This is a genomic window from Sphingomonas profundi, from assembly GCF_009739515.1.
Classification (GTDB): Bacteria; Pseudomonadota; Alphaproteobacteria; order Sphingomonadales; family Sphingomonadaceae; genus Alterirhizorhabdus; species Alterirhizorhabdus profundi.
This window is the reverse complement of record NZ_CP046535.1, coordinates 431,368-446,757: the sequence shown is the minus strand read 5'-3', so window position 1 is coordinate 446,757 and position 15,390 is coordinate 431,368. Positions and strand designations below refer to the sequence as shown.

At 67.5% G+C, this 15,390-nt stretch carries 12 protein-coding genes; 6 read left to right on the top strand and 6 right to left on the bottom strand.

The features are described 5' to 3' along the window. Positions 1–31 precede the first annotated feature (31 nt). The gene (locus tag GNT64_RS02090) at positions 32–793 is read left to right on the top strand and encodes a FadR/GntR family transcriptional regulator (protein ID WP_156678012.1); all 762 of its coding nucleotides are present in this window, start codon (positions 32–34) and stop codon (positions 791–793) included. A gap of 24 nt (positions 794–817) precedes the next feature. On the opposite strand, the gene GNT64_RS02085 is transcribed toward GNT64_RS02090, so the two are convergent. From GNT64_RS02085 to GNT64_RS02065, 5 genes are all read right to left on the bottom strand, one after another. Continuing rightward, on the bottom strand, positions 818–2,137 hold the full coding sequence (locus GNT64_RS02085; protein ID WP_156678011.1) for an MFS transporter: 1,320 nt from the start codon (positions 2,135–2,137) through the stop codon (positions 818–820). An 87-nt stretch (positions 2,138–2,224) separates the two neighbouring features. Further along, positions 2,225–3,487: a TolB family protein gene (locus GNT64_RS02080; RefSeq protein WP_197277245.1), complete on the bottom strand. Its 1,263-nt coding sequence runs from the start codon at positions 3,485–3,487 to the stop codon at positions 2,225–2,227. Between the two features lie 68 nt (positions 3,488–3,555). Beyond that, complete coding sequence (locus tag GNT64_RS02075; protein WP_231639192.1) at positions 3,556–4,716, bottom strand: NHL repeat-containing protein; 1,161 nt, start codon at positions 4,714–4,716, stop codon at positions 3,556–3,558. Between the two features lie 57 nt (positions 4,717–4,773). Continuing rightward, a complete protein-coding gene (locus GNT64_RS02070; RefSeq protein ID WP_197277244.1) occupies positions 4,774–6,471 on the bottom strand; it encodes an L-lactate permease in 1,698 nt (565 codons plus the stop codon). Between the two features lie 119 nt (positions 6,472–6,590). Beyond that, complete coding sequence (locus GNT64_RS02065) at positions 6,591–8,663, bottom strand: alpha-amylase family protein (RefSeq protein ID WP_197277243.1); 2,073 nt, start codon at positions 8,661–8,663, stop codon at positions 6,591–6,593. 284 nt (positions 8,664–8,947) lie between these two features. On the opposite strand from GNT64_RS02065, the gene GNT64_RS02060 reads away from it, so the two are divergent. Beyond that, positions 8,948–10,273 carry a glycerate kinase type-2 family protein gene (locus GNT64_RS02060; protein ID WP_231639190.1) on the top strand — a complete coding sequence of 442 codons (1,326 nt, stop codon included), beginning with the start codon at positions 8,948–8,950 and terminating at the stop codon, positions 10,271–10,273. A 59-nt stretch (positions 10,274–10,332) separates the two neighbouring features. Then, positions 10,333–11,145, top strand: coding sequence for an IclR family transcriptional regulator (locus GNT64_RS02055; RefSeq protein ID WP_156678007.1), 813 nt, complete (start codon positions 10,333–10,335; stop codon positions 11,143–11,145). Here the strand turns inward: GNT64_RS02055 and GNT64_RS02050 are convergent, their stop codons facing one another. After that, complete coding sequence (locus GNT64_RS02050) at positions 11,146–12,519, bottom strand: glycerate kinase type-2 family protein (RefSeq protein WP_197277242.1); 1,374 nt, start codon at positions 12,517–12,519, stop codon at positions 11,146–11,148. Positions 12,520–12,803: 284 nt separating this feature from the next. On the opposite strand from GNT64_RS02050, the gene otnI reads away from it, so the two are divergent. Genes otnI through GNT64_RS02035 form a run of 3 tightly spaced genes read left to right on the top strand, consistent with a single transcriptional unit; the run spans position 12,804 to position 15,388 of the window. Further along, the gene (gene otnI, locus GNT64_RS02045) at positions 12,804–13,607 is read left to right on the top strand and encodes a 2-oxo-tetronate isomerase (RefSeq protein WP_156678005.1); all 804 of its coding nucleotides are present in this window, start codon (positions 12,804–12,806) and stop codon (positions 13,605–13,607) included. A gap of 1 nt (position 13,608) precedes the next feature. After that, complete coding sequence (locus GNT64_RS02040; protein WP_156678004.1) at positions 13,609–14,487, top strand: 2-hydroxy-3-oxopropionate reductase; 879 nt, start codon at positions 13,609–13,611, stop codon at positions 14,485–14,487. After that, positions 14,423–15,388 (top strand): FadR/GntR family transcriptional regulator, encoded by a 966-nt coding sequence (locus GNT64_RS02035; RefSeq protein WP_156678003.1) that lies wholly within the window; start codon positions 14,423–14,425, stop codon positions 15,386–15,388. Before GNT64_RS02040 ends, GNT64_RS02035 begins: the two co-directional genes overlap by 65 nt. Positions 15,389–15,390 lie beyond the last annotated feature (2 nt).

Here is a 15,390-nt window from a genome sequence, read left to right as displayed (position 1 = left end):
GGTCGACTTACGGTCCTCCCGGAGTTGAGCCATGCCAGCCGCGCCCACCTCGACCATCCCGGATGTCGCCCGTCGGGATACACCAAGCGGTTATCAGCGTGTCGTCTCGCTGCTCGGCGAGCAGTTGATGGCGGGTTCGCTCAAGGTTGGCGATCGGCTGCTGCCCGAACGCGAACTGGCGCTGCAACTGAGCGTCAGTCGCCCGATCGTGCGGGAAGCGCTTCGCTCCCTCGCGATGATCGGCCTGCTGGAGATCCGCCACGGCCATGGCACCTTCGTCCGCGCGCCGGACATCGCCAGTCTTGGCGACTTCTTCACCTTCGCGCTGGCGCAGCAGACGGACGTCACCGGCGATATTCTGGAGGTGCGCATCGCGATCGAGCGGCAAGCCATCCGCCTCGCCTGCACGCGGGCGCGCGCGCACGATCTGCAGAACATCGCCGAAGCGTTTCATCGGATCGTCGCGACCATCGAGGATCCGGTCGCCGGCGGCCATGCCGATTATCATTTCCACGCGATGCTGGTGCAGGCATCGCACTCACCGGCGCTTGTCCGGATCTATTCCATCGTCTCGGACCTGCTGATGACCTCGCATGTCGCGCGCCGAGAGCGCAATATCCTCACGCCGGAGCGGCGGCGCTTCCTGATCGATCACCACGAACAGGTCCTGCGCGCCGTGCTGAACCGCGATGCGGACGAAAGCGAGCGGCTCCTGGCGCTGCACTTCGAGATCGGCGCTGATCTGAACCAGAACGAGACCGCCGCCGATGCCTTTACCGGCGTCGATCGCTGACCGTGCCATAAGGCCGCTGCGCGCTTACCCGGCGGTCCGGGTATCCGGATAACGGTACATGCACAATGCCACGGCCAGAGACAGAAGGGCCGGAATCCCGCCGACAAGAAGGCGCAGCAGCAGGGAATAAGCCGGATCCGCGGCGTTCGCGGGATTGAACCCCGTCCATTCCAGCAGCAGGAACGCCAGCCCGACGGCCAGGCCCAGCGCCAGCTTCATCGAACCGTTCAGCGATGCGTACAGCAGTCCGGAGCGATCGACGCCGGTGCTCGCGCGGGTCGCGTCGGCGACGTCGGCCATCATGGCGCGCGGCAGGAACCAGGCAATAGGGATGCATAGGCCGAGCGCCGCGACGGTCGCCGCGGTCAGCGCGAAGGTGTTCGCCGGCTGCAAGGCGACCATGATCTGAAACGCCGCCTGGGCGAGCGCGCCGATCATGAGCGCCCTCGGCTTGCCCACCCTGCCGGCAAGCGCGGCGAACAACGGCGTACCAATGAAGGCGAAAGCATAGGAAATCAGGATCAGCGTGCTGGCCACGGCACGATCGAAACCAAGCTGGCCCATGTAGAAGAAGAGAGCGACGGCGTTGGCGATGCCTGTGGACATCGCGATCGCAAGATCGGCAAGAACCAGCCGCAGCACCGCATTCTGCCTGAAGATCGCGATATAGTCGCGTGGGCTCGTGCGGGCATGTGTCCTGGCGGGCAGCACACGCTCAGGGACGGTCGATATCGCCAGCAGGATGGCGAGCGGGATGAGCACGGCCATGACCCAGCCCGCCGCGCGGACGCCCGCCCCCGGATCGTCCGGATACAGGCGCGCGACGATCGGCAGCAACGCCAGGATCGAGAATTGCCCGGCGGTGGCGAAGACCTGCCACCAGGCAAAGACACGCGTTCGCCCGGCGGGATCGCTCGACAATGTCGCCGTCCATGCGAGATGCGACAGCACGATCATGGAGAAACCGAGGAACACGACGAGCAACCAGACCCACAGATAGAGCGTAGTGGCCCCCCTTTCGGCCCCGAACAGCATCAAGATCGGTACGACCAGCACCGGCGCGCTCGCCAGCAGCCACGGTCGGAACCGCCCCCAGGGCGTGTGCGTGGCATCGATCAGTCCACCAAGCACGAAATCGATCACGAGATCGATCGCGCGCACCGCCATAAACGCCGTACCCACGGCGCCCACCGGCAAGCCTATGGTATTGGCGTAGAATTCGGGCAGGAACACGATCAGCAGCGTGGCCAGGGCCTGGATGGCTAGGGCGGTTACGCTGAAGGCCGCAAGCTTCGCGCCGCCGACACGCGCACCGGTCGACATCGCTTCTTCCCGTATCGCCATTCATGGTTCCCGCCGGATCGGATGAGCGACCATGGCACGAGCCGCGCCCGATCGATCCGCGGCCGCCCTGAACGTGCCCGTGCCCGCCTAGTTGGCGGGACCGAACTCGCCGATGTAGAGGCCCTCCTGCACGGTCGGGGCCTTCTGTCCCCGCAGATCGACCGCGAACGCGATCCGGCGACCGTCCGGCGCCGGGGCCGACTGATGCGTGTTGACCCCCAACTCGCTGAAGCGCGTCAGCCGGCGCGGCGGGGCCGCACCGTCGCGTCGCACGACATAGAGGTCGAAGGGGCGATCGAAGCCCTTCAGCATCCCGTGCGGTGCATAGTCGGCCAGCTCCGCCGGCGATGGCAGGCGCATGCCGCTATATTTCGCCACGAACGACAGGACGCCCGCATCGTGGCTGCTCACGCCGCGATACGCGCCGGCCGGATCGGAGGAGCGGTTGGTTTCCTCCAGGCCATATCGTTCGTCGGGGAACAGATGGGTCTCGGAATGGGCCGGGTCGTCATAGAGGCTGGAGAGCTTGCCGCTGGCGATATCGACCTGGTACATCTCCCCGTTCACCGTCTTGCCGTCCGCCAGGATGGTGTAGAACGTCAACGCTCGGTTGTTGTCCGCAAAGCCATACGCCTCGGACATCGTCACGCTGGCCGGCTCGTGCCGCTTGGCGGAATCGTACAGGATCCTGCCATCGCTCAGCGATGCGCGGCCGTTGGCAAGGGACAGCGTGGCGATATGCAGCAGCGATCGATCCTTGCGGAGTTCGCCCCAGCCAAGCCTGACCGAACCGTCTTTGGCGACATCGCGGGAGATCGCGATCTCTCCGAATGCGGGTGCGCCCAGCGGCTGCAACGGTGCGCCGGGGGCCGACATCCAGTAAAGTTCCTGATCCATGACATCGCTGATGGTGTCCGTCCTCCGGCTCACATCCTCGCTGCCGATGTTGCGTGGCGCCAGCAGGAGGAAGCTGCCGTCGGGCAGATAATAAACCCGCGTCACCATGCCGGCCATGCCCAGCCGGCAGGTCAGGCACCGGACGGTGCGCGTGGCGAGGTCCAGTTCATACGCATGCGTGTCGCGCACGTCAGACTCGGTGAATGCCAGCTTGCGGCCATCGGCGGACCAGTCCGGCCGGCTGCCCCAGCCAAGCACGCGGGTCATGCGGAACGGCGCGGTGGAATAGTCTATCTCGGCGGCCGGCCGGCCACTCGGCTCCGCCCAGAGCCCCGACGAGCTGGCCAGCATGGCCAATCCCACCGCAAAACCTGCTAGTTTCATTGCGCTAAACCTTTTTGGGTGTTCGCGGGATGTGGAACGCCGAGCGGTCCAGATGCAAGCCGCATCCACGACATCCCGTCTGGTGGAAAAGTAGGGACGACATCGAAAATAACGATGTTGTCCGAGCTGGAGATATCTCACCTGCGGGAGCGCGGCCGGCACCCGCTCGGGATGTTGCCGGGAGTCAGCTTCTGAACCCGCCTCCCCTGCACTTCGGCCACGTAGAGCACGCCCTTGCTGTCGGTGGCGCTCAGGTGGGGGCCGTTGAACTGGCCGGGCGCGCTGCCCTTGCCACCGATGCTGCCGAGCACGGAGAGGCGCTTCCGGTCGAGCACGACGATGCGCGCATTCCCCCAGTCGGCGACATACAGATAGCATTGCCGCGGGTCGGCCGAGAAGGCGATGCCGGAGGCGGTCTGCGGCGAGGGCATGTTGCGATCGATGAACACCTGTCGCAGGTAGCGGCCGGCCGACGTGAAGACCTGGATGCGCTGATTGTTGCGGTCCGATACGTAGATCAGGCGGTCGCGCGAGATCTCGACGCCATGCACGCCGTTGAAGCCGGCCGGACCATCTCCCGTCTGCGGCGCGAAGGGTGCGTCGGGCGCACGCGGCTCCGGCGCGGGATCGTTCGGCGGAGGAGCGCCGAAGGCGCTCCACATGCGCTTGAAGGCGCCGGTCTCGCTGTTCAGGACGATAACGCGGCGATTGCCATAGCCATCGGCGACATAGACTTCGCGCGCCGCGTCATCGACGAAGATATCGGCCGGCGCGTGGAAATTTCCAGTGTCGGCATCGCCCTTGCTGCCGCCCCGACGGCCGATCTGCCGGATGAAGCGGCCTTCGCCGGAGAAGACCAGCAGCATATCGTCGGCTTGGTGCGGATCGGTGCGGAAGGCGCCGGCGACCCAGACCCGGCCCTTGCCGTCGACCGCCAGGCTGTGCTCGACGGTCGGCCAGTCATAGCCGCTGCCCTCTCCACCGAAGGCGCGGAGGAAGTTGCCGTGTGAGTCGAACGCCATGATCGGGGGCGCCGCCCGCGCGGCATCCGCCTTGCCTACCGAGCGGGGCCGGTGGAGCAGCCAGAGGTTGTCGTGGCGATCCACCGCCACGGCCGTGATGTCGCCGATCACCCAGCCGTTCGGCATGCGCAGCCAGTCGAGTTCCGGAACGAGCGTCGGCATCGGCGGCACGGCGGCGGCGGCATGAGCGGGAACGGACAGGACAGCGCCGGCGGCGAGGGTCGCGGCGGCCGCGCTCCTCGCCCGCCGGCCGAGGCGACGCGCATGATGGCGCATGGCTGCCACGATCCCTGTCACGCGCGTTTCCGCGCCGGCGAACGCCACGGCGGCGGCCTATCGCACCACGAGGGCGGTGAAGGGCGACACATAGGCCATCAGCATCACGACGACCCCGACGAGCGCGCCCAGCACGAGGCTGTGGAGGAACACGTAGCGCAGGATGCGGCCTTCCTGTCCGTACCAGCGGGTGGCGGTGGAGGCGACGACGATGCTCTGCGCGTCGATCATCTTGCCCATCACGCCGCCCGCGCTGTTGGCGCTCGCCATCAGCACCGGCGGCAGGCCGAGCTGTTCCGACGTCACCTTCTGCAAGCCACCGAACAGCACGTTGGACGCGGTATCGGATCCGGTCACGGCCACGCCCAGCCAGCCGAGCATCGTACCGAAAAAGGGATAGAAGACCCCCGTTGCGGAAAAGGCGAGGCCCATCGCGGCATCGACCCCGGCAAAGCGGGTGAGGTAGCCGAGCGCCAGCATCGCCGCGATCGTCAGCAGCGAGGGCATCACGCTCTTGAACGCGCGCGCATAGGTGCGGCCGATCTCCGCCACCGGCATGCGCAGCAGCAGGCCGCTGGCGACACCGGCGAGCAGGATCGCCGATCCGGTGGCGGAAAGCAGGTTCAGATTGTAGACGGCCGGCTCCAGCTCCGCCTTGACCGCTACCGGCGGCATGCGCCGGATCATCTGGTCGAGCCCCGGCCACGGGATGGCGAGTTTGAAGATCGCATCCAGCGCCGCCTTCATGAACGGTAGGCCCCACAGGAACACCAGAGCCGTCAGGATCAGCCACGGCAGCCACGCGCGCGCCACCGCGCGGCGCGTTGGCCGCTCGGCCGTGATGACGACGGCATCGGGGTGTGCGTCCGCATGGGCGGGATCGGTCTGCTCCACCCGCTCGTCATACCGGCTGAGCCGCGCCGCATTCACGTGCATGATGGTCCTGGGAGACCAGACGCGCAGGAACAGGATCAACCCGGCGATGGAGGCGAGCGCGGCGCCGATGGCGGTGAGCCAGGGCCCGTGCAGGCTGGAGATCAGCATTTGGGTGACGGCGAAGATGGCGCCTGCAACCAGTGCCGCCGGCCATACCTCCAGCGCCCGCCGCCAGCCACAATAGGCGATCAGCAGCCAGAACGGCACGATCAGCGCGAACGGCGCCATTTGTCGCCCCACCATCGTGGACAGGTCCATCAGCGGCAGCCCTGTCACGCCCGCCAGGGTCACTAGCGGGGTGCCCAGCGCGCCAAACGCGACGGGTGCGGTATTGGCGATCAGCGACAGCCCGGAGGCTTGCAGACGGGTGAAGCCGAGCCCGATCAGCATTGCTCCCGTCACCGCCACCGGCGCGCCGAAGCCAGCCGCGCCCTCGAAGAAAGCGCCGAAGCAGAAGGCGATCAGCAGCAGTTGCAGGCGACTGTCGTCCGTGATCCCGGAGATCGAGTTGCGCAGAATGGTGAACTGGCCGCTCTCGTTGGTCAGCTGGTAGAGGAAGATGATGTTGAGCACGATCCAGCCGATCGGCAGCAGGCCGTAGGCGGCACCGAACGCCACGGCCCGTGTGGCCAGCCCGGCCGGCATGCCGAAGACCAGCACCGCCATCACGAATGCGGTAGCCAGCCCTGCCAGGGCCGCGACATGCGCGCGCATGTGCAGGACGCCCAGCCCGCCAAGCATCACCACCACCGGCGCCGCCGCCAGCAGGGCGGAGAGCCAAGGCATGCCGAGCGGATCATAATCCTGCGACCAGATCATCCAAATCCCCCGATCGTTGACGATGCCGGACGACGGCCCTTACCGTCGCTAGGCGATCGCGCTCGCAAGCGGCAAGGTGGCGGCCGCGCCGTCCCACATGGCGGAAACAACCCGCCGGCTCACGCGATCAGGAGCGCCTCGAACGTCTCGACCGGCGGCAGATCGAACCACGTATGGCCGCCCGCATCGGTGCCGCGCAGGGAGATGCCGGCTCTCAGCGCCCGGCCTTCCCTCGCGCCGCCGCGAATGCCCAGTTTCAAGCCGTGGATCGCCGGCGGCGGATCGTAAAGGCCGTTCCGCTGCCCGGCATAGTTCACGACATGGACGAGGCGGCGCCCCGTCAGCGGCTGACGGTGAAGCATCAGCTCCACCGGCCCGGCCCCGACCAACTGCACCTCAGCCGGCGGCGCGTAACGGGCGATCAGCGCCGCGAAGATGGCGGCATGGTCGGCCAGCCCATCGCGGTAGAACAGCCAGTCCGGCAGCCAGGGGATATGCACCGCATGCCCCTTGCCGAAGCTGCGCACGAGCATGCCCGGCTCGGCACGTGCCGCCCGGCCCGGTATTGCATAGCTGAACTCCGGCGGTCCGAACCGCTGGTCCGGCGCCAGCGGCAGCAGGTTCGTGGCCCCCTCCCGGGCCGCAACCGGGAAATACTCCGCGTCCACCGCGATGCGCGCACCGCCCAGATCGATCGACGCCCGGGCCGCGTCGAAGGTCCAGCCCTGCGCATCCACCGGCGTGCCGAAGCTGATCGCCGGAGAGGAGCGCAGCGCGTTGGCGGCACGCACTTGCCCGCGCGGCCCGTAGGCGCCGGTCTCGCCCGTCGTGATCAGGAGGCCGCCGCCCGCGACGAACTCGTCGATGCACGCGGCTTCCGCGTCGGACAACAATCCGACGTGAGGCATCACCAGCACGTCATAGTCGACCGCCGTCAACCGCGTCGTCCCGTCCTCGATTCGGCCGTCATTGACAAACCAGAACGAAAGTCGGGCCTGCGCCAGCGCGCTATAGGCACCGCGAAAGGCACCGACGGCGCGCTTGGCAGATCGCGTCCCGCCGCCGAAACGGCCGTTCTTCTCGGAATCGTACAACGCCACGCGCGCGCCGGGGCGCAAGCCGGTATAGGCGTCGGCCGCCGTGCCGTACCATTGGAACAGGCGCGAGACCGACGCGAGATAGCGCGTGTCATCCTGATCGGCAAGGGTGCCCATCAGGTATAGGTCCAGTTGCGCGCCCGTCGCCAGCTGTTGCGCGAAACGCAGTTCGTGATAGGCGGCCGTCTCCGTCACCTGCCGCCAGGGATAGTCGATGTGCGCGGCCGACGTGCTGGAGAAGGGCTTGCCCGGATTGCGTGCCTGCGCCGACCGACTCTGCTCGCCGGACTGATACTGCCACTCGGGCGCCGTGCGCGAGACGCGCCGCTGCACCTCGCCGCGCCCCACCTCACGATAGCGGAAATAGCCGAGTATCGGCGTGTTCGGCCGAACCTTGCGCAAGGTGGCATTGTTCAGCTCCAGCACCTCTTCGCTGGTCCTGTCCTGGAATTCGAGATAGTCGATCCAGCCCGGGTCGCCGAATCCGTCCACCGTCGGCAGCTCCCGCTTGTACAGCGCGCGGAAGCGGCGGCGGCAATTGTCGCATACGCAGATCCCGTGCGCGACGTTGCTGTAGTCCGTCGCCGGAAAGCCCGTCATGTTGAAGAAGGCGCTGTCCATCGCGTAGCGGCTGCCCGCCTCGCGCAGGATCAGCGGACCGTATTCCCGTGCCCAACCCCCGTTCGGACAGGCCTGGTAGGTGCCGGCATATTCGCGCGGGGTACCATCCCGGTTCAGCATGAACCACTCGGGATGCGCCCGGTAGGCCGCCGCGGTCGATTTGGAGAGGTCGAACCGGCCGACGAAAACGAGCCCTTCCGCACGCGCCGCCTCGATCATCGCGCCGGCGAAATCACCCGTCAGCTTCGGGTTGGTATGTTGGAGCTTCAGCTGCGTGGGATAGAAAGCGACAATTCCGCCGATGTTCGAGACGATCACATCCCCGCCAAACGCCTTGATAGCGCGAGCGATCTCGCGCGGATCCTCCTTTACGTCGATCTCACGCAGGTTCGTCTGGACGATGCGATAGGGTCGCTTATACCAAGCTGGACGGGGGGCCGAGAGACCGATGGACGCGGCACGCGATGCCGTCATCAAGGCGAGTCCGGACGCTGGCGTAAGGGTGAGCAATCTGCGTCTGGATATCGCGAAATCCTGCTGCTGCCCCATCCTCACCCCCTCCGCGAATGGCCGGTCGCCGCCGTGCTCCCGCCGTCTGTGGTGAGCATCGTGGCGCAGCGCACCGAGGCAAGGCCGCCGCCCCGGCGTTTCACGATGCGGAACCCGGCCGCGCTCGTCGCAAATTGCATTTGCGCCACCTGTTGCATACTGCTGGAGGGCAAGTTCGAGACGCCGGCAATCCTTTGATGCAGCAGGTCATGATGAGAGACGGCGCGACGATCGAATCGCCTGTCACGCGGGATCAAGGCGAACTCTCGCAGGCCGCCCTGTTGCGCGAGATGTTCGATGTGGCGCTGGATGCCGTCTCCGCGGAGCGGTGTCTGCCCGCCCATCTGCCGCCGGCCGTGCCGGGCCGCACGCTGATCCTCGGCATCGGCAAGGCCGGGGCGGCGATGGCGCGCGTCGCCGCGCGGGCCATGCCTTACCCTAGCGAGGTGATCGTCCTCACCCGTTACGGCCATGGCTATCCCGCACACGACATGCCCGATGGTGCCCGCCTGTTCGAGGCGGGCCATCCTCTTCCCGACGAGCATGGCGTCAAAGCCGCGCGCTTCATATTGCAGGCGGTATCCTCGCTCGGGCCGGACGACCAGCTGGTCGCCCTGATCTCCGGCGGCGGCTCGGCCCTGCTGGCGCTTCCCGCCGAGGGCGTGACGCTGCGCGACAAGCAGCGCATCACGCGGCAACTCCTGCTGTGCGGCGCCTCCATTTCCGAGATTAACTGCGTGCGTACCCATCTTTCGGCGGTGAAGGGCGGGCGGCTCGCGCTGGCGGCGTATCCGGCCAAGATCGTCACCCTCGCTTTCTCGGACATACCGGGCGACGATCCCGCGCTCATCGCCTCCGGCCCCACTTTGGCCGATCGCACGCGGCTGGCCGACGCGCGCCGTATTCTGGAACTCTACCGAATCGACGTGCCCGCCAACGTCACGGACGCGCTCGCAAATCCGCGGAACGAGACGCCGGTCGCCACGTCGCCCGATCTCAACGTCGGTTGGACCCGCGTCGTCGCGCGGTCGCAAAATGCCCTGCAGGCCGCCGCCGGTCTCGCTGTCGCGGCCGGCTACACGCCGGTCTATCTCGGCAGCGATGTCGAGGGAGACGCCACGGAGATCGGTACGGTCCACGCCGCCCTCGCCCTGCATCATGCCGGCAAGGGCGGCCGCTGGGCACTGCTCTCGGGCGGCGAGACGACGGTGCTGGTGCGCAATCCGCAAGGGCATGGCGGCCGGAATACCGAGTATCTGCTGAGCCTCGCCTTCGCGCTGGATGGCGCGCCGGGCATATCGGCGCTCGCCTGCGATACTGATGGCATAGACGGAACAGAAGACAATGCCGGCGCCGTCATCGGCCCGACCACGCTGGACCGCGCGCGGGAACTGGGTCTCTCCCCCGGCGCCGCGCTCCACCAGAACGAGACCTACGGGTTTTTCGCGGCGCTCGACGATCTCGTCATGACCGGGCCGACCCGCACGAACGTGAACGACATGCGGGTGATCCTGATCGACGGCGATCGCTGTTAGGTTGCCTGACAGATTTGATAGCAGCAGGGCCGCCGATCCCCCGCTACTATAAAAGAAGAATGGGAGGGAAGTTCGTGCAGCGAGACCACGACGATGCGACCGATGACCGGCTGGGCCGCGTCCAGTCGCTGGTCCGGGCGTTCGGCGTTCTGGACGAACTCTCCAAGGCGGACGGCCTGACGCTCAGCGAGATCGCGCGGCTCGCCAAATTGCCGCGATCCACGACGCATCGCCTGCTCACCACCATGGAAGCGTTGAACTTCGTCGCGTTCGATCGGGACACCAACAACTGGGCGATCGGGATGAAGGCGTTCACGGTCGGCGCCGCCTTCGCGCACGCGCGCGATCTCGGCAAGCTTGGCCGGCCGATCATGCGCGGCCTGATGCAGGAGCTGCATCACAGCGTGAACATTGCCGTGCCGGAAAAGCAGGGCATGTGCTATGTCGGGCAGGTCGAGACGAGCGGCGTGCGGCAGACAGCGGCCCGGCCCGGCGCCTGCCTGCCGATGCACACCACCGCGTCGGGCAAGGTGATGATGGCGCACTGGTCTCCGCCCGAACTCGATCGCTTCCTTGCCCGCACCGAGTTGATTGCGCGCACGGAGCGCAGCATCACGGACCTCGACCAGATCCGCGGGGAACTGTCGAACGTCCGCCAGCGCGGCTTCGCCATTGATGACGAGGAGCATGCGCCGGGCCTGCGCTGCGTAGCCGCCGTCGTGCTCGACCGTTACGGCGCGCCGCGCGCATCGCTCTCGATATCGGACGTGATCAGCCGCCTGAAGCGCGAGAGCCTCGACGGCATCGGCCAGAGCCTGGTGCTGGCGGCCCGCCAGATGACGTCGGAGATCGGCACGCAGCTGGCTGCCTGATCAGGGCACGACCGCGATGACGAGGTCCATCACGTTGGTGCCGGTAGCGCCGGTCACGTAGAGGTCGCCCAACGCCGAGAACAGGCGGTGGGAGTCGTTGCGGCGCAGCATCAGGGCGGGATCCAGCCCCACCTCCCGTGCTCGCAGCCAGCTTTCCCCATCGGCGAACGCGCCCGCCGCGTCGGTCGGGCCGTCCGTGCCATCCGTGCCGCCCGCGAGCATCGCGACGTCCGGCACGCCCGCGATTTCCCGGGCGACGACTAGAGCGAATTCCTGGTTGCGTCCGCCGAGCCCGTCGCCCGTGACCCGCAGCGTCGTCTCGCCGGCGGCCAGCAGGATTCGCGGTGGACCGCCCGCATTGCGCTCGGCCCGCGCCCGGCGGATCTCGACCGCAAAAGCCGTCGCGGCCACATGAGTGCCGCCGGCGAGATCTGGATCGACGACTTTTGTCGCGAAACCCGCCTGCTCGGCTGCCAGCTTCGCCGCATCCAGTGCGGTGCCGCTGTCCGCCAGCACGATGAAGCGATCGTTGCCGGCCACCGGGCTGTCCACGCTCGGGTCCATCTCGTCGGCCGGCGTTTCCAGGTGGCGCCTTATGCTGGGCGCCAGGCGATCGAGCAGATCGTACTTGGCGAGGATCGCGCGGACATGCTGCCGCGAAGCACGGTCGCGCACGGTCGGCGCGGAGCCGATTGTGCCTGAGCGCCCGCCCGGCACGTCCGATATCACCAGGGTCGTCACCGGCGCCGCGCCGATCGCATCGAGCAGCCCACCGCCCTTGACCCGCGACAGCGCCTTGCGCACCTCGTTCATCTCGTCGATCGCCGCGCCCGATCGCAACATCAGGTCCGTCACCAGCGCCTTCTCGTCCAGCGTCACGCCCGCGACCGGCGAGACCAGCAGCGCCGATGCACCGCCCGTCAGCACCATGAACACCCGATCGTCCGGCCCCAGATCGCTGGCCAGCCGCATCAGTTCGCGCGTCGCCGCCAGCCCTGCCTCATCCGGTACGGGATGTCCGGCCTCCGCCACGCGGATGCGCCGAAGCGGCTCGCCATGACCATATTTCACCACCAGATAGCCGTCGTCGATACGATCCCCGAGGGTTCGCTCCAGACCCAGTGCGAGGGACGCCGCCGCCTTGCCGGCGCCGATCACGATCACCCTGCCCTGTTCCGGCAGCTCCCAATCGACACTTTCTCGCTCGCTCCGATAGCGCCACACGCCATCGGCGAAGCTGCTGCGCGCCTCTACCAGCGTATCGCCTCGCACCGCCGCAAGCCCGGCCATGAAGATATCCGACAGGCAGGCGCGCATCGCGCCGCCATCCAGCGGCGTGCCGCCGGCGGTCGCGGTTGCGGCGTCGGCGTTCATCGCGCGTCCGTTTGGATCGTAGCGGCCCTCATTCACATTCCGATCGTTCGTTGGAGACGCGGCGACAGGCGGCATCCTCCCGCCGATCTAGTGGAAGCGCCCCTCCGCCCGCTAGCCGCCCCTGTTCCGCATTGTGAGATGGCCTCCGGCCGCGCGCGTCGGACATCGCGACGCCGGCAGTTCCGTCCGCATTTCCCACCAGATGGGATGGAGCGGGGCATTGCTCGACAAGCGGCTCGCTTAGTCTCTATTTCGATAAACAACCTATAAATCGGACTAACGCAGTGACTAAGCTCTCGGCTAACCTGACGATGATGTTCAAGGATCTGCCGTTCCTTGATCGCCTCGATGCGGCCGCGAGCGCCGGCTTCACCGCGGTGGAATATCTCTTCCCCTACGAAGAGCGCATCGACGATCTGGTTCGGCGCACGCGCGCGTTGGGCCTAGAGACCGTCCTGTTTAATTTCCCGGCCGGCGACTGGGCCGGCGGCGAGCGCGGCATCGGCGCCCTGCCCGACCGCTTGGCGGAGTTTCGCGCCGGGGTGGATCGCGCGCTGGATTATGCACGCGCGCTCGATTGCCCGAGACTGCACCTGATGCCGGGCAAGCTGCCGGGCGGCACCGATCATGCCACCGCACGCCCCACGCTGATAGACAACATTGCCTTCGCCGCCGATCGCGTCGCGGCGGACGGCATCGACATCATGCTGGAGCCCATCAACACCCGCGTCGACATGCCCGGTTACTTCTACGACACGACCGAGTCCGCCTGTGCGATCATCGCCGAAGTCGCGCGGCCCAACGTGAAGCTGCAATATGACATCTACCATATGCAGATTATGGAGGGCGATCTCGCGCGCACGATCGCCCGGCTGCTGCCGCAAATCGGACATATGCAGCTGGCCGACAATCCGGGACGGGGTGAACCCGGCACTGGCGAGATCGCCTATCCCTGGCTGCTCTCGCACATAGATGCGCTCGGTTATGACGGCTGGATCGGCTGCGAATACGCACCGCGCGGCGATACGCTCGCCGGGCTCGGCTGGGCCGCGCCCTATCTCCGCGCCCGTACAGACGGAGGCCAATGACATGAAGATCGGTTTTGTCGGCGTCGGCATCATGGGACGGCCGATGGCGGGGCACCTGCGGGCGGACGGACACGAGTTGCTGCTGGTGCGGCATCGCAGCCCCCTGCCCGCCGACCTGCTGGAGGCCGGTGCCAGCGTCCGCGACTCCGCGGCCGAGGTGGCGCGCGACGCCGACGTGGTGATCCTGATGCTGCCCGACACGCCCGACGTGGAAGACGCGCTGTTCGGCGCCGACGGCGTCGCCGCCGGGCTGTCCGGCGGGAAGCTGGTGATCGACATGAGTTCGATCGACCCGATCGCCACCCGGGGCTTCGCGGAGAGAATACAGGCGCTCGACTGCGACTATGTCGATGCGCCGGTATCGGGTGGCGAGGTCGGCGCTAGGGCCGCCTCGCTCACCATCATGGTCGGCGGCAGCGATGCGGCGTTCGCCCGCGCGCAGCCACTCCTGGCGCTCATGGGCAAGAACATCACCCATATCGGCGCGGCCGGCGCGGGCCAGATCACCAAGGTAGCCAACCAGATCATCGTCGCGCTCAACATCGAGGCGGTGGCCGAGGCGCTGGTCTTCGCCGCCAAGGCCGGGGCCGATCCGGCCAAGGTGCGCGCCGCGCTGATGGGCGGCTTCGCCGCGTCGCGCGTGCTGGAGGTGCATGGCGAGCGCATGGTGAAGCGCACCTTCGATCCCGGCTTCCGCATCGCCCTGCACCAGAAGGATCTTGGCCTCGCTTTGTCCGGCGCGAAGGCACTTGGCCTGAGCCTGCCCAGCACCGCCTCCACGCAGCAATTGTTCAGTGCCTGCGTCGCGCAGGGCGATGGCGACCGCGACCATTCCGCCATGGTCAAGGCGCTGGAATTGCTCGCCGGCATCACCCTCTGAGTTGCAGCCGTCCGTGGGAAGGGGGCCACGGGCGGCTGCTCCCGCGCGGCGGGGGCATGCGGGTCGGCGGTGCCTTGGCCTGACCGCGCCGCTGCTGTACGCTCCTGCGATGAATTTCCTGTCTGGTCCGTCAGAAACACTCGATCGCAACTCCGGCAAGGCGTTCTCGGGCGGCAGGGCGGAACGCGTCGCACGCATGATCTCCGAGCGGATCGCCCGGCATGAATTGCAGGCCGGCGCCCGCCTGCCCTCCGAAAATGCGCTGGCCGGGCATTTCGGCGTCAGCCGCGCGGTGGTGCGCGAGGCGATCGCCATGCTGAAGGCGGAAGGGCTCGTCGAGACGCTGCAGGGCAGTGGCGCCTATGTCCGCGCACGCGATGCGCCTACGGGCAGCGGGCTGGACAATCTGACCCGCGCCTCCATCAGCGCGCTGATCGACCTCATCGAGGTGCGTAAGGCCGTCGAAGCGGAGATCGCGGCCCGTGCGGCCACCCACCGCAGCGAATCACAGATGCGCGCGATCGACACCGCGCTGGAACGGCTGAACCGCGCCCAGAACGAGCATCAGCGCGGCGCCAGCGAGGATCGCGCGTTTCACGCGAGCATCGCCGATGCCAGCGGCAATCCCTATTGGGTGCGCGTCACCGAGGCGCTCGCCAAGTCGATCGAGATCGCGATCGACGTCACCCGCCAGAATGAAGCCCTCCGCCGCGATTTTCTGGCGGAGACGGAAGAGGAGCATCGCGAGCTGCGCGAAGCCGTCGCCGCGCGCGATCCCGAGCGGGCACGCATCGCGGCAACCCACCACATGGAGCAGGCGGCGCGGCGTATCCTGAGCGCAGATCAGGAGTTCTGGAGCAAGACCGGCGCCCGCGTCACCGACCTGCCCACCGCCGACTGAAC